This is a genomic window from Sagittula sp. S175, from assembly GCF_049800975.1.
In the GTDB taxonomy this organism is placed as follows: Bacteria; Pseudomonadota; Alphaproteobacteria; order Rhodobacterales; family Rhodobacteraceae; genus Sagittula.
On sequence record NZ_JBNAGB010000003.1, the window covers coordinates 136,164 to 155,797 of the forward strand.

Sequence of the window (19,634 nt, forward strand, 5' to 3'; positions counted from 1 at the left end):
TCAGGCTTCGACCGTCAGGCCGGCCTGGGCACAGACGTCGAGGATGTGCTGGTAGCCCTTCTGCGAATACTCGAAGGGCGGGGCCTTTGCCGGGTCCTGCTCGGCCTCGACGACGATCCAGCCGCTGTAGTCCATGGCTTTGAGCTTTGTTGCGACCGCCTGGAAGTCGATGCAGCCATCGCCGGGCACGGTGAAGGCGCCCGCGATAACTGCGTCGAGGAAAGAACGGTCGTTGGCGCGCACGTCCTTGACCACGTCGGGGCGGATGTCCTTGAAGTGTACATGGTGTATACGGTGTGCCCAGCGGTCCATGGTCGCCATCACATCGCCGCCGCCGAACAGCAGGTGGCCGGTGTCAAAGCACAGTTTGACTTCGTCGGACGAGCCTTCCATCAGCCAGTTCACGTCATCCTCGGACTCGATCATCGAGCCCATGTGATGGTGATAGGCCATCTGCATGCCGCGATCCTGCATCCACTTGGCGACCTCCGACAGCTTTGCCGCGTAGCCCAGCACCTCGTCGCGCCCGAGGTTGGGGCGGGCGTTGACGGGGGTATTGATCATGCCCTGCACCGTGTTTGAACACTCTGCGTATACAATGCAGGGGCTGTTCAGCGCGATGAACTGGTCGACCTGCTGGGTGACCGCCGCGATCTCCTGATCGACCGGAGAGACGTGCAGGTTGCCCGAGCACCAGCCGCCACACAGCGCGATGTCGTACTTGTCGAGGTAGCTGCGCAGGCCCTCGGTGTCATGTGGCATGCGCTGGCCGCGCTCGACGCCGGTGTAGCCGATCTCGCGGCTTTCCTTCAACGCCTGCTCCATGGTGTAGGCGGCGGTGAGGTCGGGCAGGTCGTCGTTCTGCCACGCGATGGGGGAGATGCCGATCTTGACGGTCATGGTGTTATCCCTGGTTGCGCTGGTTAAGCGCGGTTTCATAGCCCTTGCGGGCGTCGTTTACTTGTTTGCGCTCAGACACTTCCGGCACGGCGACATCCCACCAATGCCCGCCGTGTGGCGTGCTGGGGTAGGGGTCGGTGTCGATCACCACGACGAAGGGGCCGGTGGCGTCCTTGGCCCGTGCGAGCGCGTCTTCGAGTTCCGCGATGGTGCCGACATGCACCGAAGCTGCACCCATCGACCCGGCGTGGGCGGCAAAGTCGATGTTGGTCTGCGCCGCCGAGGAGTGGTCGAGCAGGTTGTTGAACTCCGCTCCGCCGGTGCCCATCTGGAGCCGGTTGATGCAGCCATAACCGCGGTTGTCTGTGATGACGAGGGTGATCTTGATGCCCATGGCGACGGCGGTTGCCAGTTCGCTGTTGGCCATCATGTAGGACCCGTCGCCGACCATGCAGATCACGTCCCGCTCGGGCTGCGCCATCTTGATGCCGATGGCGCCGGCCACCTCGTAACCCATGCAGGAGAAACCATATTCCATGTGGTAGGCACCGGGGCGCGGGGCCTTCCACAGCTTGTGCAGCTCGCCCGGCATGGTGCCTGCGGCGCACATTACAACGGTGTCGGGGCCAGAGGCACGCTGCACCGCGCCGATGACCTGCTGGTCGGTCGGCAGCTGGTTGCCGTCGGTGGGCGCTTCGGTCAGCGGGTCGACCAAGGCGAACCAATCGGCCTTCAGGCTGGGGTCAGGAGCGTGGCCGTCGTAGCCGGAGAGTTCCAGCGCCAGTTCGGTCAGGCCGGTGCGGGCGTCCGATTGCAGCGGCAGCGCGCCGTGTTTCACCGCGTCGTAGGCGTTCACGTTCAGGCTGACCAGCGTTGTATTCGAGTTGAATACAGTCCAGCTGCCGGTGGTGAAATCCTGGAACCTTGTGCCGACTCCGAGCACGAGGTCGGCCTCGGCGCAGGCGATATTGGCACTGGCGGCACCAGTCACACCCACAGGACCGAGGTTCAGAGGGTGATCCCAAGCGAGGGCGGATTTGCCTGCCTGCGTCTCGACGACGGGAATGTTGTGGCTCTCGGCAAAACGTTGCAGGTCATCGCAGGCGCCGGAGTAATGCACGCCGCCACCGGCGACGATCAGCGGTTTCTTCGCCGCCTTGATCGCCTGCACCACGCGGTGCAGTTCGTGATGATCCGGGCGTATACGACGTGTGTACCAGACCCGCAGCTCGAAGAAGGCTGCGGGCCAATCGTAGGCTTCGGCCTGCACATCCTGGCAAAAGGCCAGTGTGACGGGACCACATTGCGCCGGGTCGGTCATGGTTGCCATGGCGCGGGGCAGGGCGGTCAGCAGCTGTTCGGGGCGGGTGATGCGGTCGAAATAACGCGAAACGGGCTTGAAGCAGTCGTTGGCGCTGATGGAACCGTCCTCGAAATCCTCGATCTGTTGCAGCACCGGGTCGGGGCCTCGGTTGGCGAACACGTCACCGGGGACGAACAGCACCGGGAGGCGGTTCACATGCGCCAATGCGGCGGCGGTCACCATGTTCAGCGCGCCCGGGCCGATGGAGGACGTCACCATCATGGCGCGCTTGCGGCCAAGCTGCTTGGCGTAGGCGATGGCGGTGTGCGCCATGGTCTGTTCGTTGTGGCCGCGCCACGTGGGGAAGTCGTCTTGCGCGTGGTACAGCGCCTCGCCCAGTGCCGCGACGTTGCCGTGACCGAAAATCGCCCAGCAGCCTTCGAGGAAGCGTTCGCCGCCCTCGGTCATCTGGTTCGACAGGTAGCGGACCATTGCCTGTGCGGCGGTCAGTCGGATCGTTGCCATTTATTCCTCCCTCGACCGCTTACGCCTTGGCGCGCGCGTCGTCCCAGATCTTGCACAGTTGTGCGTATTTGTCCTGCATCCGCTGCACGGCGGTGGCGTCGTCCAGCGCGCCAGTCATCCATTGTTTCGCCTCGTCCGCGAAAAGGGTGCGTCCCACGGCAAAACCTTTCACCAGCGGGAACTTCGCGGCCTCTTCAAAGGACGCAGACAGGCTGTCGATGCTGCCGCCGAGGCCCAACACGACGACCCCGCGTGTATACATGTCGTTGCGCTCGATGGCGACGCAGGCATTCTGCCAGGCGGTGTCGGTGGTCAGCGGCTCCAGCTTCCACCAGTCCGGGTAAATGCCGATGTCATAGAAGCGCTGGATCACGTCCGAGGTTGTGGTGTCGGTCAGGTCGCCATTTTTCGACGCCACGATTTCCAGCAGGAATTCAAGGTTGTTGCGGCGGCAGGCGTGGAAAAGGCGGGTAACGGTCGCCTCCTGCTCGGCCTTCAGTTCTGCGCTGTCATCGGGGTGATAGAAGACGAGGCATTTCACCACGTGTTCCAGCGGCCATTCGTTCAACCCACCGTAGTCCGGGCCGATCTGCGGTTCCAGCGTCAGGGGGCGCGAGCCGGGCCATTCTACCGGGCGGCCGATCCACAGACCGGTGCCCGCTGCCTTGAACAGGGTTTGCTGACCCAAGCGGCCGTCGCAGAGGATGCCGTAGCCGGGCTGGCCGTTCGCAACTTTGTGCGTCGCGTCGAGGCAGAGCGACTTGAATGCGTCGATCTTGGCGTCGGTCGCGCCGTCGAGGTCTTCGAGTTGCATACGGTGGTCAAAGGCAAAGACGCGCATGGTGGACCAATCGCCTTTGCGGTTGGTGGACCAGTGGATCTGTTCCAGGGCCTTGTCCTTGCGCAGGGCTTTTTCCTTCACGCCGCGTGAGAGGAAAAATTGCAATTCGGTCCAGGAGGGGTAGGCGGGCGCGCAGCCGTGGCGGGAGACGGCGAAGGCGCCGCAGGCGTTGGCGTAGGTCAGCGCCGTGGGCCAGTCCTCGCCGTCCAGCCAGCCCTTCAGCAGGCCGGACATGAAGCCATCCCCGGCGCCGAGGACGTTGAACACCTCGATGGGGAAGCCGGGTCCGGTCTGGCCGTCGTCCAGAGACTCCGGAATCTCGCCTTCGAAGGCTGCGGCACCCATGGGGCCCCGTTTGCAGACAAGCGTCGCGCCCGAAACAGCGCGGACATTGCGCAGCGCCTGAATCGTGTCGGTGGTGCCGCCCGCGATGTGGAATTCCTCTTCGGTGCCGACGATGAGGTCGAAGAGATGCAGGGTCGATTGCAGCTTTGCCGTGACCTTGTCCGAGGCGATGAAGCGGTTCTCGCCGTCGCCGTGTCCCGACAGACCCCAGAGGTTCGGACGGTAGTCTATGTCCAGCGCGGTCTGCATCCCGTTCGCGCGGGCGATGTTAAGTGCTTTGAGAACAGCGGCTTCGGTGCGGGGATGCGACAGATGCGTGCCGGTCGCCACGACGGAGCGGGCCTGCGTGACGAAGGCCTCGTCTATGTCATCCTCGCACAATGCCATGTCCGCGCAGTTGTCGCGGTAGAAGATCAGCGGGAACTGTTCCTGATCGCGGATGCCGAGGATCACCAGCGCAGTGAGACGCTCGGGGTCGGTCACGATGCCGCGCGTGTCGACGCCTTCGCGGGCCAGTTGCTCGGTGATGAAGCGGCCCATGTGCTCGTCCCCGACGCGGGTGATGAGGGCCGATTTCAGACCCAGCCGCGCGGTGCCTGCCGCCATGTTGGTGGGCGAGCCGCCGATGTACTTGTTGAAGCTGGCCATGTCTTCGAGCCGGCCGCCCACCTGCGCGCCGTAAAGGTCCACCGAGGACCGCCCGATCGTGATGACGTCGAGGGGTTTGGTCATGTCATAGCCCTTGAAACAGAATCTCCCGCAGCATCCCGGGGGAGCCGCCTCATTGACGGGATACCTGACGGATCATGAGGCCTCCGGTCAACGGCACCCGGGCGTTTCCTCTCATGTATGAGAGATGCGCGAGGGCGGATCTGATAGCGCTAGACAGACTCCGGGAGGTAAAGATCGGGGCGCAGGAAAAGCTGGCCGGGCGTGGAGGGCGCGCCGGATTGCAGGGTCTCGGTGACCAGCCCGACGCAGGCCTCGCAGAGCTGTTGCAGCGGCGTGGCGATGACCATCTCGGCAAAGCGATCTGCCAGCGCGGCGCGGCTTTCGGCGGTGAATTCATGCACGACGAGCGAAACCTCGCCCGGTTGCCGCGCCTCGCGCAGGGCGGCGATGGCGCCCTCCATCCCGCCCCCGGCACAGTAAAGACCGCGCAAATCGGGGTGGCGTTGCAGCAGTTCCAGCGTCGCCTCGTAGGTCAGTTGCCGGGTTTCGAGGTTCACCAAAGTGTCGAGGATCTGGAAGTCCGGCCCGTGTTCGCGGAAGTAGGAGCGGAAGCCGGTCTCGCGCAGTTCGTGGCCGTGCCAGCGGAAGCCGCCGACGAAAACGGCGATCTTTCCGGGCTTTGAAATCGACTTTGCCAGCATGTGACCGGCCACGCGACCGGCCTTCATGTTGTTGATTCCAATGTAGGATTGCCGCACGCCCTGGGCGAAGTCATTGAGCAGCGAGAAGCAGGGCACGCCGCGTTCCTGAATGCGGGTGATGGTGTCGGTCACCTGCATGTGATTGACGGCCGTGGCGGCGATGGCGTCGGCGCGGTGCGAGACTTTCTCGATCAGTTCGGCGAAATCCGTGGGGCTTTGCGACGGCGCGAATTCGACGATCATGCGGCCCCGGATGCCGGTGGCGCGGGCGATGGCGGCCTCCATCTGGTCGCGGAAGTCCTGATAGAAGGGCTGGCGTTCCTTGTTGAAGACGACGCCGAAGCGGATTTCCGGCAGGTCGGCCATCATGCGTTGCCCGATCAGCGCGGCGGCGTGGTAGCCGATGCGCTGCGCTGCCTCGTAGACCCGGCGGGCGGTTTCCTCGCGCACCTTGGCGCGCCCGTTCAACACGCGGTCGACGGTTGCGACGGAAACCTGCGCCTCGCGGGCGAGGTCGGTGATGGTGGGACGGCTGGCCATGGCGTCATTTCCCGAATAGCTGTCTTGGCTTGATGGGTGACGATGATGTGTTTTGCAAGGATTTCCGCAAGCGGCGATGCGCATTTGCGGCGCGACTCTTGCAATCCAGCGTTAAGATTTTTGAAATTAATGCAGCGTTCGCAAGGGTTTACGCAACGCGCGCCTACCATTGGTGGGGGTGCGCGGCGGTGTGTGCACAAGGGTTTCAGGAGATATTTACCAGGGTTTCCGCCCGTTAAGGGCAGAACCGGCCGGTTTCACGTGGTTTTCCGGCCGGTTGTTAACCGTTTTCGGCAGGGCGCAGAAAAATAGGTTAATGTGTCGCCTCAGCCATAGTCGCGGTCGTCGGCAACGCGGTCGAGCTTGTCCAGGGCGCGGTTGAAGATGGCCTCTTCCTCGTGATCGAAGAGGGCGCGCAGCTGGTCCTGACGCGCGCGCATCCGGGGCAGCGTGTCGAGGAAGATGGCCATGCCCGTGTCCGTCAGTTCGAGATGCTGGGCGCGGTTGTCCTCGGGGTCGACGGTGATGCGGACCCAGCCGTCAGAGACCATCGTCTTGATATTGCGGGAGATCAGCCCCTTGTCCATGGCGACTTCGCGCGACAGATGCGCGGCGGTGGTGCGCCCGGCTGCCCCGATCAGCGAGATCAGGCGCCATTGGGTGAGGGTGATCCCGGCGTGTTCCTTGAGGATGCGCGAGGACTGGGCGTTCAGTTTGGCCTGAACACGGGCAAGACGGAAGGTCAGGAAGCGGCCCGGTGCGGTATTCGATTGCTCTTCGAAGGTGCGATCCATCGCGCTCATGTCTACCCCTTTCACTGGTTGTTTTTCGTCCGGGAAGATCAACGCCTTATGATTGTCTTGTCAACTGGGCGGTGCGCAAACAGGTTGTTGCATCAATAGCGGCAGACGGCGGCGGTGGTCTGAAGAACGGCCCCCGGCTGGTCGGGCAACCGCATGAAGGTGACGCGGCGGTTGGCGGGGGCGTTGGGGTTGTAGACGTCCTTGAGGACGTGCTCGCCGAAGCCCACGGGGTAGAGCGGCAGGGTGACATAGGCGGCGTCGAGGGCGCGCGTGACCGAGGCGGCGCGGCGGAGCGAGAGGTCGCAGTTGTAACCTGCGCTGCCCTTTGCATCGGTGTGGCCGATGACGGCGTAGGAGGTGCCCGCGAGGGCCGGGTCGGAGAGGGCCGCGACGATCGTCGACAGCTTGCCCGACTGGTCGGCGCGGATGCGGTCGGAGTCGAAGTCGAACTCGATCGTGATGGCGACGGAGGGGAGGGCGGTGGTGCCGGTGGTCGGCTGGGTCGTGTAGTTGGTGGGCTGCGCGGGCGGTGTCGGGGTCGAGGTCACGGTGCCCGCGTTGAGGTCCAGCACGAGGGTTTCGAACTGCACGTCCGAGGCGGTGGATTCCGTGACGACGCCATCGGGGGCGAGGGTGGCCCCGGCGCAGGTGGTGGCGTCGGGATTGGCGAGGCAGCGGGCGAGGGCGTTTTGCGGCTGTTGTTGCTGGGGCGCGGGCGCGAGGGTGGTGCGCCCGGGGATGAAGATCTCGGCCTCCTGCGCGGTGGCGGGGAGGGCGAGGGCGAGGAGGAGGGTCGCGAGGCGCATGGCGGGGCCCTCAGTTCGAGGTGACGGTGACGCTGATCTGCGCCTTTGTCACGTCGGGGTTGTGGGATGAGACGGCGCGGTAGTCGGCGCCGGACGCGGTTTTCAGGTCGTCGCCGCCGCCGGGGTTGAGGTCGAGGATCAGCGTCTCGGTGACGAGGCCGGTGTAGGTTTCCTTGGACAGCGGCTGGTGCGAGGCGGAGCAGGAGACGGTGTTGGTGCCGCTGCGCTCGGCCTTGATGGCGGCGTCGGAGCCGTTGCAGATTGCGAGGATGGTCTCCAGCCCCGGTTCGGAGGTGCGCAGCGCCCCCTGCGGCGGGAATACATATTGTGTACCGCCCGGGATCACCACATCGGGCAGCCCGGGGAAGGGGTACAAAACGCATGAATCGTGGTCGTCGTCGATGGAGATCAGCGTCAGGCGGCAGTCGTGGCGCGGTTCGATGAAGACGCGGAGGGGGTCGCCGACCTTGTAGGTGGGCTTGTCCGTGTAGACGGTCAGGTGGCTGCGGGTGGCGACGGAATGCTGTTGCGGATCATAGGTTTGCCCCGCTATTCGGGCGTCGGCATGGGTGACGATGGGCGTCGCCTGCGCCGTTCCGGTGGTGTCATAGGGCGTGCCCTGGACCACCTGCTTCACCGAATGCGACAGGGCCGCCGTGGTGCGGTGGCCGGTCTGCATCGGGCGGTAGTCGGTCAGCTTTTCCAGCAGCACCGGGTAGACGGCGGTCCATTCGTCGCGCGCGATGGGCGAGACGTCAAGGCGGGTCAGCAGGGAGGCATTTTCCGACCCGGCAAAGGCCATGCGGGCGCGCATTTCCTCTGCCGTCAGTCCCAGCTCGTTCGCGGCCTGCTCGAAGTCGATGAAGTAATCGACGTGGTATACAAAGAGGCCACGGATTGGCTCCAGCCCGGCGGCCTTGGTATCCGCCGGGATGCCCGCCTTTTCCAAAGTGGCAAAGAAGGCGTCCATGTCCTTCTGGAAGTAGTCGTTCACCACCTCGCGCCCCGGGTAGATCGCGTCGACGGTCTGGCGGACCGAGGGCGGCAGGGCGAGGTTGTTCAGGGCGACTTCGCGGACGTGGTCGTCGTTCAGGCGTATCCCCTTGGAATGGCAGGACATGCAGGAGATGCCGTTGATGACCTCGCCCGTGCCGTCCGGGTAATCGGTGTCGCGCACGATGGAGGTCGGGCCGACGTTCAGGCGCGTGCCGTCGGTGGTGTTCAGGTAATAGGCGTGAAAGCCGTTCGGCAGGGTGAAGATCGACTCGCCGCCGTCTTCGTGGAAGGACAGCTCCTCGCCATGGGCCGAGACGGGGCCGAGCGGGTATTCAAAGAAGCTTTGCCGCCCCTTGGAGCCGGAAAAATCGTACGATGTCCAGAACATGCCCGTCCCGAGGGGGTGGCGTTCGATCAGGCGGTTGTTGGTGGACACGCCCGAATCCTGAAAGCCCGCGCGCACCACCTGTTCGTTCAGGATGTTGTCGCGCATGTTGAAGCCAAGCTGCTGTTGCAGGCCTTGCAAGGTGTCCGCAAGGCCGAGGACGTCATAGTACAAAGGCGCGGCAGAGGCGTTCGCCGCCAGCCAGTCGGCGCGCAGGACGGGAATGCGCGCGCCGGTGAGGCTTTGCAGCGTCGACAGATGCGGATCGGTGTCGGACATCATGCCGTAGGGATAGGCGTCCTCCAGCAGGGTCCATGTGTCGGGCGTCCAGTTCAGGTCGGGCAGGAAGACACGCAGGAGAAAGCCCTGATCCTCGACCTTCTCGAACCGGTAGACGTTCGGGTTGAAGGACAGGGCGTTGAGCAGTTTCACCGTGGCGGCGAGATAGGCGTCGTAGGTTTCCTGCGTGACCTCGGAATCGTTCCACAGCGGGCGCATGGAGACATAGCGGATGCGTTCGCGGCGGTTGGTAGGCTGGGTTTCGAGGTCCCTCAGCGCGGCCTCATAGGTCTGCGTCAGCGAGACGAACTTGCGCGCCTCGGGCGCGGCCTCACCCAGCGCGGTGATCCATGTTTCCAACGCGGCCAGCTCGTCGGCTGTGGGGGTGCAGGACGGGTCCCAGCAATTGTCGGGCATGGCGGGGGCGCCACCGGCAATGACTTGATACAGCTTGGATTTTGCCGGGTCGCCCGCGGCGATGAATTTCGGGTCCTGCGCAAGGCGGCGCGTGTCGAGGACATGGCCGAAGCCGGATTTCGGGTTGGTCAGCCCGTCCTTCAATGCGCCCTGCTGGTGGCAGCCCGCGCAGTATTTTTCCAGCACGGCGTAGGCTTCGCTTTCGGCGTGCGTGGCATCGTTGGGCAGGGGCATCCCGTTCAGGGAGACGTCGAGGTCGATCAGGATCGAGGGGTCCTGTGCGGCGAGCGGTGTCGCCAGTGTCGCGAGGATGGTGGCCGTCTTGAGGATCTTCATGGCGGGTCTCCTTTTGGGCCTTAGTTGCAGCGCACGGCGAGGTACTTGGCCGAGGCCCAGCCCGTGGCCGAGCCGGAGCCGTTGTAGGGGCGCAGGCATTGCCCCTGCACGCAGCTGACCTGCGCCCAGCCGTTCGATTGGGCGTACACGCGCATGGTGTCGCCGAGGTAGGTTTCCGACACGATGGCGGACCGTGTCGAGGGCTGGGAGCGGACGTTGAGGTAGCCCGAGCCATCGGCGCGGGTGCGGCTGCTGTAGGGGTTGAGGTTGGTCACCGTGGCGTAGCACTGGCGCTGCGCGGAGGGTTTCGAACTGCTGAGGTACTTGGCCGAGACCCAGCCGGTTGTACCGCCCACGCGGATGTTGGCCCAGTCGCCGCTGGAGCCGATCACGGTCACCTGCGTGCCGCGATCGACGGCGGTTATGCGGCCGTATTCGGTGCCGGGTCCGGCGCGGACGTTCAGCGACGAGGTATTGTCGATATACATCGTGTATCCAGAGCCGCCGCCGGTGTTGCCAGAGGTGCCGCCGTTCCACAGGACTTCTTCGACGAAGCGGGAGCCGGTGGAGCAATAGCTGTCGCCGGGGATGCGGCCTGCGGATTTCAGTTGCGCGATGCGGCTGTCGGCGGAGGATTTCGACACGGTTTCCACGGCAATGCCGTAGTAGCCGTTCGAGGATTTGAACACGCGCACGCCCGCGCCGTTGCCGAACCATTGCTGGATGAAAGCCTTGGCCTCGGACAGGGAGGGGCGGGAGGCGGTGACGATGTAGCAGGAGGTCGACAGTTCGTAGTTGCCGGGGACGGTGCCGGTGGAGCCGCCCGATGATCCGCCTGTTGACCCACCAGAGGGGGCGGGGGTGCGCAGGTAGCTGATGCGGTCCAGCACGACGCGGGCGATGCAGCTGGCGTCCGCTCCGCAGGCGTCGCGGGTGCCGGTGCGCCAAGCGCCCTGATTTTGCGAGGTGACGCTGCGGGCGGGACGGCTGTAGGCGGCGTTCAGGTCGGAATCGAGTCCGGCGAGGTAGGGGTCGGAGCAGATCGTCGACTCGGTCGGGTTGAGGCGGCTGGCGCTGCACCATGATGGCCATTGGACGCTGGGAGTCGGTGTCGGCGTCGGTGTAGGAGGTGTGACGACCGGGGTTGGCGGCGTGGCGGGGGCGTCCGCGCATTGGTTGTCCACGTAGCCCTTTGCCAGGACGGCAAAGGGGTGGTCAGCGCAGGTGGCGAGGTAGGCCTCGTAGGCGTAGCACTGGTCGAGCGCCTCGGCCTTTTCATACAGCTTGTCGCAAATGAGGTTGGCTTGCGGGCCGGGGGCAGGGGGCTGCGTCGGGGTGACGACGCCGCTGCGCATGGCGGCCTTGAGCACCTGCGAATTGGCGAGGATCTCGGCCATGGGGACGGCCATGTTGACCGCGTCGCTGCCGGAGTCGGAGCTGTGCAGGCCGATCACCAGCCGGGCGTCGTTGTCGATCACCGGCGAGCCGGAGTTGCCGGGCAGCGTGGCGCAGGTGTGCAGCAGACGCCCGCCCGAGACGGCGGGACGGTTGGCGCGGCACTTGTCGCGGGAAATGCGCTGCGCCTCGCCCAGGGGGTGGCCGACGACGAAATAGGGCGCGCCGTCAACGGGTTGAGCGGAGGCGAGTTCGAGGAAGCCGTAGTCCTCGGAGGGATCGCCAATCACGCGCAGGACGGCGTAGTCGAGTTTCTCGCTGGCCTCGACGGGGGTGGGCAGGACGGTGTAGCTGCGGGCGCCTTCCTCGACGCCTTGTTGCGTGTAGCCCGCCCAGAAGAGCGCGGCGTCGATGCGGGTGGCGCCGACGCGGGAGTCCTCGGTCACGCCGGGGATGCAGTGGTAGTTGGTCAGGATGTGGTCGGCGTCGACGATGAAGGCGGTGCAGGGAAAGACGCCCGCGTCTGTGAGGATGTCGAGGCGGCCGACCGAGCGGCCCATCTGGGCAAAGGCGCTTTCGGGGGCGTAGTTGGTGATGGGCTCGTTCAGTTCCTCGCTGGCGGTGGGCGTGAGGGCCGGGGTCGAGCCGTCCTCGCGGTCGATCACCACGACCTGGTTGCGTTTCAGCACGACGCGGCCGAAGCTTTCCTTGTCGAAGCCGACGAATTCCTGCGCCTGCACCAGCGTGGGCAGGACGAGGGCCGCGAGGATGGACAATGCACGCACAGGCTTCCCCTCCGAAAAAGACTTTGTCTACAACAGGGATCATGTTCGGTGACGGCGCGTCATCAGTCAACGAGGGAAAACCCGACCAGATGGGAAATGCGGTTCTATGGCGAAAGACGGCGGAGGCGGGGCGCTTTGCCGGGGAGGTCGCGTCGCGCTGTGACGTGGTGGTCGTGGGCGGCGGCTATACCGGGCTGGCGACCGCGCTGTTCGCCGCCGAGGCGGGGCTGTCGGTGCAGGTGCTGGAGGCGGGCGAGATCGGCGCGGGCGGGTCGGGGCGCAACGTCGGGCTGGTGAATGCCGGGCTGTGGCTGCCGCCTGCGGAACTGGAGGCGGCGGCGGGGCGGGCGTTCCTCGACCTGTTCGCCGACGCGCCGGGGTTGGTGTTCGAACTGATCGAGAAGCACCAGATCCGGTGTGAGGCGACGCGCGAGGGCACGCTACACGCGGCGCATTCGGCGGGCGGGCTGGAAGGACTGCGCGGACGGCACGCGGCCTGGACCGCGCGCGGCGCCCCGGTCGAGATGCTGGGCGCAGAGGAGATGTATGCTGCAGCGGGGTGTCGGGCCTTTCCGGGCGGGCTGCTGGATCGGCGGGCGGGCACGGTGAACCCGCTGGGCTATGCGCGCGGGCTGGCCTGGGCGGCGACGGCGGCGGGGGCGGCGATTTCCGAAGGCGTGCCGGTGACGGGGCTGCGCCGGGACGGGGCGGGCTGGGTCGTGTCCTTTGACGGCGGCGCGGCGCAGGCGGGCGCGGTGGTGCTGGCGACCAACGCCTATTCCGCCGAATTGCGGCCCGAGGTGGCGCGGTGCTTCTCGGTCATTCATTATCAGCAGCTGGCGACGGAGCCCTTGGGCGCGGCGGCAGCGCATGTGCTGCCAGGGCGGCAGGGGCTGTGGGACACCGGGCTGGTCATGAAGTCCCTGCGCAAGGATGCGGCGGGGCGGCTGGTGCTGGGAACGATGGGGCGGCTCGAGGGCACGGCGGAGGCCGGGGCCAGCGTGGACTGGGCGCGGCGGGTGCTGCGCAAGTGGTATCCGGAATTGGCCGAGGTGCGGTTCGAGGCGGCCTGGGACGGGCAGATTGCCATGACGCCGGACCACTTGCCGCGCATCCTGCAGCTGGACGAGGGGCTGTATTGCCCGGTGGGCTACAATGGGCGCGGCGTGACGACGGGGACGGTCTTTGGCCGGGCGCTGGCGGGGATGCTGGCGGGGGGCGGCGGGGCCTTGCCGCTGCCCTTGACCGGGCCAGAGGCGGTGGCGTTTCGCGGGCTGCGTGGCAAGGTGGTGGACTGGGCGGCGGCGGTGACGCTGAGATTGTGAACGGCGTCGCTTCGGCTACGCCGGTGGGGGCTCTGCCCCCACACCCCCGAGGGTATTTGGATCAAGATGAAGGGGCACAGCGACGTGGTCGGCCAAGCGGGACGAAACCGCCGTTGGATCACAGAAGTTGAACGGCTGCTTTGTTTGCGATGTCCCCTGGAACTGCTTTCACGGAAGGTATTCTGGGGCGACTATCTGTACAAAACCGCCCACCAAAAACAGCGTCAAGAAACTCACCGCCACATATCCAACAGCTTTAGACCATTTTCGCCGTAACTCGGGAAAAATCTCACCTGCGATGAAACGACCGAAGGTATTGTTGACGCCATTTGGGTTGGCTAAATCTTTCCACGGAACAGACGCATGGTTCCAGTTCGCGACCCCGAACAATGTGAAGATGACCTTTGCCTGCCAATAGAAGGCGATCCCAAATGCTACGAGGGCATTTGCAGCCAGAACTAAAATAAAGACGGAAACAACATAATACATGTATTTTGTATATGGGCAAAGGGAGGGGCGTTCAATTCGCGTTGCCGACTTTCATGCATAGCGCAGCATCTGGCAACATGGGCTCGAAGCGGACCAGCACGATGTGAGGACAGACCGCGGAGGAATGGCGGGCGCTGATCGGCAAAGCAATGTAGGCTGCTTTCGAATTCGATGCTTACGGTGCGTGCGGCCCCACTGCCGTTCTTGCGGAATTTTTGGTCCTGCTTTTTCAAGACCGAGCGGTCTTGGCGGCAGAAGGCTTTTGTGCCAGAGATTTGGCGCAAAGCCCCTATCTGGTAAAGTGTGCACCCAATGATCTATCGAGTTCTGGCGATAGTCGCCGCCTTGCTCTGCGTGGAGACGGCTGCGGCCGCCGAGGGGCGTTTTCGAATGATGGTCATGGGGGACTTCAATTCATTTTTCAAAGATGACCGGTCTTTCATAGATGACGCCATGGCGTTGGATTCATCAGGCCGGTTGCAGTCGGTGGATCTCAATAGCTCGCCCGGGCCGGAGACAGGGCCAGAGATTGTCGCCCTGCTTGCGCAAGACTGGGATGCTGCGAAGTCATACTTTGAACGTCGTGGCGATCAGCAAAACTGGAACAACCTGGAACCTGCCTTTGATCCCGAACTGATCGCGCGACGCGTCGACTTCATGCGAGAAGACGGCTCCACTGTCAGGATTTACGTGTTTGTCGCCAATACCGATGCGGGGCCGATACCACGGGACTGCCAAACGGCACTGATCGCTCGGGATTTCGCAGAAACTTCGACGCTCTCGGCATTCACTTTGGAAAGCTGCAAGCCCTTGGTTTCGTGACCTAATCAACTATCGGCTATAGCATCTTTTCACCACACGAAAGCGGTCGTTCGCTGCACTGGTGCAATCAAGCAACTGGGGCTCGAAGCAGACCAACACGATGTGGGGCCAGACCGCGGGTGAATGGCGGGGGCGGTTACAGGACGCGGGCGAGGAAGGCGCGGGTGCGGGGGTGTTTGGGGTTTGTGAACAGCTCGGCGGGTGGGGCCTGTTCGAGGATGCGGCCCGCGTCGAGAAAGCAGACCGTGTCGGCCAGTTCGCGGGCGAAGGCCATTTCATGCGTGGCGAGGATCATGGTCATGCCCTCGGTGCGGAGTTGGCGCAGGACGTCCAGGACTTCGCCCACCAGCTCGGGATCGAGGGCGGAGGTGATCTCGTCAAAGAGCATGATCTCGGGCTGCATGGCGAGGGCGCGGACGATGGCTGTGCGCTGTTGCTGGCCGCCGGAGAGCTGGTCGGGGTAGTGGTGCATCCGGTCCGCGAGGCCGAAGCGGTCGAAGAGCGATTGGATGCGGGGGAGCAGGTCGGAGCGCGGTAAGCGGTGGACGCGGCGCGGCGCGAGCAGCGCGTTGTCCAGCGCGGTCATGTGGGGAAAAAGGTTGAAGCTTTGGAACACCATGCCGATGCGCTGGCGGATCGGTTGCGGGTCGAGGCCCGGTTCGGAAATATCCTGTCCGTCCAGCAGGATACGCCCGTTGTCGATGGGCTCCAGCAGGTTGAGGCATTTCAGCAGGGTGGATTTGCCCGAGCCGGACGCGCCGATCAGGCAGACCATCTGGCCGGTGTCCACGGTGAGGTCGATGCCGTTCAGGACCTGGTTGGACCCAAAGGACTTGCGGATGTTTTCCAGCGTCAGGCGGGTCATGTGCGGTCGCGTTTCTGCCGGGACATGAGGTGGTCGGCGTAGCGGGTGGCGGGGATGGTGATGACGAGGAAGATCAGCGCCGCGCCGACGTAGGGGGTGAAATTCGCCATGAGGGATTTGTAGACGCCCGCCTGGCGGAAGATCTCGACCGGGCCGATGAAGCTGAGGAGCGCCACGTCCTTTTGCAAGGCGATGAAGAGGTTCATGTTGGCCGGGATCACGCGGCGGATGGCCTGTGGCAGGATCACGTAGCGCAGCGTGTCGGCGTTCGACAGGCCAAGCGAGAGCGCGGCAGAGCGCTGGCTGGCGTGGATGGAGTCGATGCCTGAGCGGATGACCTCGGCTGTATACGCGGCGTATACCAGGATGAGGGAGAGCGAGCCCCAGATGTAGGGCGAGTTCCAGGGGCGCGGCAGGCCGAGGCCAGGAACGCCGAAGCCCACGAGGTAGATCACGAGGATCACGGGCAGGCCGCGGAACACGTCGATGAAGAGCGTCGCGGCGAGGCGCAGCGGTGTGAACGCAGGGTTGCGCAGGTCGCGGGCGATGGCGAGGGCCAGCGCGAGGACGGCGATGAGCGGCGCGCACCACGCGAAGATCGCCACATCCAGCAGGAAGGCGTTGAGCAGGCCGGGAAAGGTCTTGGCGAAGATCGCGCCGTTGAAGAAGGCGCGTTGCACCGCTTCCCACCCCGGGGCGAGGGGGACGAGAAGCACGAGCGCAAGGATGACCGCACCGGTGGAGGCGGCGGCGATCAGGTTGGCGCGGCGGCGCTGGCGGGTCTCGTAGATCTGGCGGCGTGTGGTCATCGGGGTGACTTTTGCCGCGCGGGGCGGGGCTGTCAAATGGTTCACGATTGTGTTTCACAGATAGGTAAGTATTGCAGACCTAATTGCGCGGGCGTAGCCCTTGACGGCGGTCTTCGGAGGAGCGGTTACGATGAATTGGACGGACCTGTTGGCGCGGCGGATGGAGCGGATGAAGGCTTCGGAAATCCGCGAGTTGCTGAAGCTGCTGGATCAGCCCGATATCCTGTCCTTTGCGGGCGGCATCCCCGATCCGGCGCTCTTCCCGGCAGAGGATTACGCGCGCGCCATGGCCGAGGCGCTGTCCGGCGCGGGCGCGGGGCAAGCGTTGCAGTATTCCGTTTCGGAGGGCTATCGCCCGTTGCGCGAATGGCTGGCCGGGCACATGGGCACCATCGGCGTGCCCTGCGGGCCGGAGAACATCCTGATCACGTCCGGATCGCAGCAGGCGCTTGATTACCTTGGGAAATTGCTGGTGACGCCGGGGGATACGGTGATGGTCGGCTGGCCGACGTACCTTGGGGCCCTGGGCGCGTTCAATGCCTGCGAGCCGCGGTATGTGCCGCTGGATGTCTGGTCGAACGCGGCGCCCGAGGCGGTGCAGGCCGAGGCCGAGGCGGCGGGCGGACGGGTGAAAATGGCCTACCTGTCGCCGGATTTCGCCAACCCCACCGGGGAGACGCTGGATGCGGCGGGGCGGCTGCGTCTGCTGGAGCGGGCCGAGGCGCTGGGGATCGCGGTGATCGAGGACGGGGCCTATCAGGCGCTGCGTTATGACGGCCAAGCAGTGCCGCCCATGCTGGCGACGGATGTCGCGCGCTCGGGCGGGATCGAGTCGTCGCGGGTGATCTATTGCGGGTCGTTCTCCAAGACTTTGGCGCCCGGGCTGCGGGTGGGCTGGGTCTGCGCGGCCAGCCCGGTGATCGAGCGGCTGGTGCTGCTGAAACAGGCTGCCGACCTGCATTCGCCGACGCTGAACCAGATGGCGACGGAACGGGTGGCGCGGGAGTTGTTCGACCGCCATGTCGCGCGGCTGCGCGCGGTTTACGGCGCGCGGCGGGATCGGATGCTGGCGGCGCTGGCGCGGGAAATGCCGGAGGGGGTGACTTGGACGCGGCCCGAGGGCGGGATGTTCGTCTGGGTGACGCTGCCCAAGGGGCTGGATGCCGCCGAGGTTCTGGCGCGGTCGCTCCGCGAGGAAAAGGTGGCTTTTGTGCCGGGAGGTGCGTTCTTCCCGGATGGGTCCGGGAAGAACACGCTGCGGTTGTCGTTCTCCTGCGCGCAGGATGCGCAGATCGACGAGGGGATGAAGCGGCTCGGGCGGCTGTTGCGCCTGTATACAAGCTGAATACCCGAGCGCGCGGGTTATTCGATGACCGGAACGCCGGTGGTTTCGGAGAGCCAGGCTTTCTCGATCTCGGCGAGGGTGCCGGCGTCGATCAGCTGCTGCAGGGCAGCGTCGACGCAGGGCTTCAGCGGACTGTCCTTGGCCATGAGCAGGCCGAACTGGTCGGGGTTCTCGGTGCGATCCGCCGGAAATTGGCCGAGGATCTTGCCATCGGGCACCACCACGGCGGACAGGTACAACGCCGTCGGCAAGTCAAAAAGCGCGGCGTCGATCTGGCCCGCCTGCATGGCGGCGGTCACGTCCACGTTGTCGTTGTAAAGGTTTGGCCCGACCTTCGGCGCAATCAGCTGCGCCAGCATGGCAACGGCGGTGGTGTTCGCATCCGCGCCCCATTTGAGCGTCTTGAGGCTGTCGAGGGTCGCCTCGGCGCCCTTGTCGATGACGGACTGCGTGGTCAGGACCGCCATGGCAGAGCTGTAGTAAGGAATTGAAAAATCGACAACTTCCTGACGTTCGGGCGTGATGGAGAATTGCTGGAGATTGATGTCGAAATCCTTCGCGCCCGGCTGGATCGCCTGGTCAAAGCTGGACCGCGTCCAGTCCACCGCGTCCGGTTCAAACCCCATCTTGGCGGCGACGGCGTAGGCGACGGCGGCCTCGAACCCCTGGCCGGATTCGGGGGTATCGTCGATCACCCACGGGAAGAAGGCGGGATTGCCGGTGGCGATGGTCAGCTTGCCGTCGTGCAGGGTCTTGCCCGCAGCGCAGTCGTTCTGCGCCACGGCGGCGCTGGCGAGGGAGAGGGTCAGGGCGGTGAGGGTAAAGAGTTTCATCACGAGGGGCTCCGTTTCGGGCGGGGGCTTGGGTCCGAAGGAAGCTTGGTCGTGTCGCAAGGCGATGTCAATTTGCGCCGTGCCGCCGGGCCGCGTCGGGGACGGGACTCGCGCTGAAGCGCATCGCCCGCCCGCCGACCCGGACCCGGGTTTCAACCCGGACGATAGTCGCGGTTGGCCTCGGGATCGGTCGTGTCGAAGGGAAGCGCGTCGAGTTCATCCCAGACATGCGCAGGGATTTTGGTCGCGGCCCAGTCGAGGGTCTGTTGGACGCGCTCGGGCTTGGACACGCCGATGATCGTCGACGTAACGCGCGGATCGCGCAGGGAAAATCCCAAGGCGGCGGCGCCCGGAGCGATGCCGTGACGGACGCAGATGTCCTCGATGGCGCGGATGGGTTCCAGCGCCTCGTCCGTCGCGGGCTGGTAGGTGATCTGCTTCATCTGGTCCGCGCCTTTCGCCAGCACGCCGCCGGCGAATGGCGCGGCGTTCAGGATGGCGATGTCGTTGTCGTAGGCGTAGTCGAACATCTCGTCCGCTGCGCGATTCAGCAGTGTATACCTGTTGTGTGAAATCAGCGCATCGAAGGGCCGGTCGCGCAGGATCGGGAACATGATGTCGATGCGCCCCATGGCGAGGCCGACCGCCTGCGCGATGCCCTCGTCTTTCAGCTTGAAGAGCTCGTCGAGCGCGCCGCCTTCGCCGGTGATTTCCGAGAGGTCGCGCGCGTGTTCGGGGTCGTGCAGGTGCAGCAGGGGGATGGTGTCGAGGTTGAGGGCCTTCAGGCTTTCTTCGACCGACTGGCGGACGCGGGCGGCATCAAAGCGCCCCGTCTCCATGTCGCGGTCGAGTTTCGTAGAGAGAACAAAGCCTTGCGGCAGGCCGCCGCGCTCCTTGATGACCTGTCCGACGCGTTCCTCGGAGCGGCCAAAGCCGTAGTTGCGGGAGCTGTCGATGAAGTTGACGGGGCTGTCGAATATGGCGCGGATGGTGTCCAATGCGCGCTCTTCATCGACGGAATAGCCGTAGGTGTCCGGCATGTCGCCGAGGGCGCTGGTGCCGAAGCAGAGGTCGGTGACTTCGAGGTCGGTCTTGCCGAGAGCGTAGCGGGCCATGG

General features: G+C 65.0%; 16 protein-coding genes. 3 read left to right on the plus strand and 13 right to left on the minus strand.

Annotated elements, in window-relative coordinates; translation table 11 throughout:
* The 8 genes from iolE to ACP16H_RS05550 all read right to left on the minus strand — a co-directional run bounded on the left by iolE (position 1) and on the right by ACP16H_RS05550 (position 12,029).
* Positions 1-900 (minus strand): myo-inosose-2 dehydratase, encoded by a 900-nt coding sequence (gene iolE, locus ACP16H_RS05515; RefSeq protein WP_425071262.1) that lies wholly within the window; start codon positions 898-900, stop codon positions 1-3.
* A gap of 4 nt (positions 901-904) precedes the next feature.
* Entirely contained in the window at positions 905-2,728 is a 1,824-nt protein-coding gene (iolD, locus tag ACP16H_RS05520; RefSeq protein ID WP_425071263.1) for a 3D-(3,5/4)-trihydroxycyclohexane-1,2-dione acylhydrolase (decyclizing), read from the minus strand.
* A 19-nt stretch (positions 2,729-2,747) separates the two neighbouring features.
* Positions 2,748-4,646, minus strand: a complete 1,899-nt coding sequence (locus ACP16H_RS05525; protein ID WP_425071264.1) for a bifunctional 5-dehydro-2-deoxygluconokinase/5-dehydro-2-deoxyphosphogluconate aldolase — start codon at positions 4,644-4,646, stop codon at positions 2,748-2,750.
* 149 nt (positions 4,647-4,795) lie between these two features.
* Entirely contained in the window at positions 4,796-5,827 is a 1,032-nt protein-coding gene (locus ACP16H_RS05530; RefSeq protein WP_425071265.1) for a LacI family DNA-binding transcriptional regulator, read from the minus strand.
* Positions 5,828-6,153: 326 nt separating this feature from the next.
* Complete coding sequence (locus tag ACP16H_RS05535) at positions 6,154-6,630, minus strand: MarR family winged helix-turn-helix transcriptional regulator (protein ID WP_425071266.1); 477 nt, start codon at positions 6,628-6,630, stop codon at positions 6,154-6,156.
* A 92-nt stretch (positions 6,631-6,722) separates the two neighbouring features.
* Positions 6,723-7,436: an OmpA family protein gene (locus ACP16H_RS05540; RefSeq protein WP_425071267.1), complete on the minus strand. Its 714-nt coding sequence runs from the start codon at positions 7,434-7,436 to the stop codon at positions 6,723-6,725.
* Between the two features lie 10 nt (positions 7,437-7,446).
* Positions 7,447-9,849, minus strand: a complete 2,403-nt coding sequence (locus tag ACP16H_RS05545; RefSeq protein WP_425071268.1) for a DUF4384 domain-containing protein — start codon at positions 9,847-9,849, stop codon at positions 7,447-7,449.
* 20 nt (positions 9,850-9,869) lie between these two features.
* Positions 9,870-12,029: an SH3 domain-containing protein gene (locus tag ACP16H_RS05550; RefSeq protein ID WP_425071269.1), complete on the minus strand. Its 2,160-nt coding sequence runs from the start codon at positions 12,027-12,029 to the stop codon at positions 9,870-9,872.
* 89 nt (positions 12,030-12,118) lie between these two features.
* On the opposite strand from ACP16H_RS05550, the gene ACP16H_RS05555 reads away from it, so the two are divergent.
* On the plus strand, positions 12,119-13,354 hold the full coding sequence (locus ACP16H_RS05555) for an NAD(P)/FAD-dependent oxidoreductase (protein ID WP_425071270.1): 1,236 nt from the start codon (positions 12,119-12,121) through the stop codon (positions 13,352-13,354).
* Positions 13,355-13,522: 168 nt separating this feature from the next.
* Here the strand turns inward: ACP16H_RS05555 and ACP16H_RS05560 are convergent, their stop codons facing one another.
* Positions 13,523-13,843, minus strand: a complete 321-nt coding sequence (locus ACP16H_RS05560; protein ID WP_425071271.1) for a hypothetical protein — start codon at positions 13,841-13,843, stop codon at positions 13,523-13,525.
* 312 nt (positions 13,844-14,155) lie between these two features.
* On the opposite strand from ACP16H_RS05560, the gene ACP16H_RS05565 reads away from it, so the two are divergent.
* Positions 14,156-14,665, plus strand: a complete 510-nt coding sequence (locus tag ACP16H_RS05565) for a hypothetical protein (RefSeq protein ID WP_425071272.1) — start codon at positions 14,156-14,158, stop codon at positions 14,663-14,665.
* A 136-nt stretch (positions 14,666-14,801) separates the two neighbouring features.
* Here ACP16H_RS05565 and ACP16H_RS05570 read toward each other — a convergent pair whose 3' ends face one another.
* Entirely contained in the window at positions 14,802-15,530 is a 729-nt protein-coding gene (locus ACP16H_RS05570) for an amino acid ABC transporter ATP-binding protein (RefSeq protein ID WP_425071273.1), read from the minus strand.
* Complete coding sequence (locus tag ACP16H_RS05575; RefSeq protein WP_425071274.1) at positions 15,527-16,339, minus strand: amino acid ABC transporter permease; 813 nt, start codon at positions 16,337-16,339, stop codon at positions 15,527-15,529. Before ACP16H_RS05575 ends, ACP16H_RS05570 begins: the two co-directional genes overlap by 4 nt.
* Positions 16,340-16,469: 130 nt before the next feature.
* Between ACP16H_RS05575 and ACP16H_RS05580 the strand changes: the two genes are divergently transcribed.
* A complete protein-coding gene (locus ACP16H_RS05580) occupies positions 16,470-17,684 on the plus strand; it encodes a PLP-dependent aminotransferase family protein (protein WP_425071275.1) in 1,215 nt (404 codons plus the stop codon).
* Positions 17,685-17,701: 17 nt separating this feature from the next.
* Here ACP16H_RS05580 and ACP16H_RS05585 read toward each other — a convergent pair whose 3' ends face one another.
* Positions 17,702-18,520 (minus strand): ABC transporter substrate-binding protein, encoded by an 819-nt coding sequence (locus tag ACP16H_RS05585; protein WP_425071276.1) that lies wholly within the window; start codon positions 18,518-18,520, stop codon positions 17,702-17,704.
* 149 nt (positions 18,521-18,669) lie between these two features.
* Positions 18,670-19,632, minus strand: a complete 963-nt coding sequence (locus ACP16H_RS05590) for an aldo/keto reductase (RefSeq protein WP_425071277.1) — start codon at positions 19,630-19,632, stop codon at positions 18,670-18,672.
* Positions 19,633-19,634: the final 2 nt, after the last annotated feature.

Bases quoted from the DNA above. Each gene is read 5' to 3' on its own strand.
- ACP16H_RS05540 (WP_425071267.1), bottom strand. From the start codon at position 7,436: ATGCGCCTCGCGACCCTCCTCCTCGCCCTCGCCCTCCCCGCCACCGCG.
- ACP16H_RS05570 (WP_425071273.1), bottom strand. From the start codon at position 15,530: ATGACCCGCCTGACGCTGGAAAACATCCGCAAGTCCTTTGGGTCCAAC.
- ACP16H_RS05535 (WP_425071266.1), bottom strand. From the start codon at position 6,630: ATGAGCGCGATGGATCGCACCTTCGAAGAGCAATCGAATACCGCACCG.
- ACP16H_RS05525 (WP_425071264.1), bottom strand. From the start codon at position 4,646: ATGACCAAACCCCTCGACGTCATCACGATCGGGCGGTCCTCGGTGGAC.
- ACP16H_RS05545 (WP_425071268.1), bottom strand. From the start codon at position 9,849: ATGAAGATCCTCAAGACGGCCACCATCCTCGCGACACTGGCGACACCG.
- ACP16H_RS05560 (WP_425071271.1), bottom strand. From the start codon at position 13,843: ATGTATTATGTTGTTTCCGTCTTTATTTTAGTTCTGGCTGCAAATGCC.
- ACP16H_RS05575 (WP_425071274.1), bottom strand. From the start codon at position 16,339: ATGACCACACGCCGCCAGATCTACGAGACCCGCCAGCGCCGCCGCGCC.
- ACP16H_RS05555 (WP_425071270.1), top strand. From the start codon at position 12,119: ATGGGAAATGCGGTTCTATGGCGAAAGACGGCGGAGGCGGGGCGCTTT.
- ACP16H_RS05530 (WP_425071265.1), bottom strand. From the start codon at position 5,827: ATGGCCAGCCGTCCCACCATCACCGACCTCGCCCGCGAGGCGCAGGTT.
- iolE (WP_425071262.1), bottom strand. From the start codon at position 900: ATGACCGTCAAGATCGGCATCTCCCCCATCGCGTGGCAGAACGACGAC.
- iolD (WP_425071263.1), bottom strand. From the start codon at position 2,728: ATGGCAACGATCCGACTGACCGCCGCACAGGCAATGGTCCGCTACCTG.
- ACP16H_RS05565 (WP_425071272.1), top strand. From the start codon at position 14,156: ATGATCTATCGAGTTCTGGCGATAGTCGCCGCCTTGCTCTGCGTGGAG.
- ACP16H_RS05580 (WP_425071275.1), top strand. From the start codon at position 16,470: ATGAATTGGACGGACCTGTTGGCGCGGCGGATGGAGCGGATGAAGGCT.
- ACP16H_RS05590 (WP_425071277.1), bottom strand. From the start codon at position 19,632: ATGGCCCGCTACGCTCTCGGCAAGACCGACCTCGAAGTCACCGACCTC.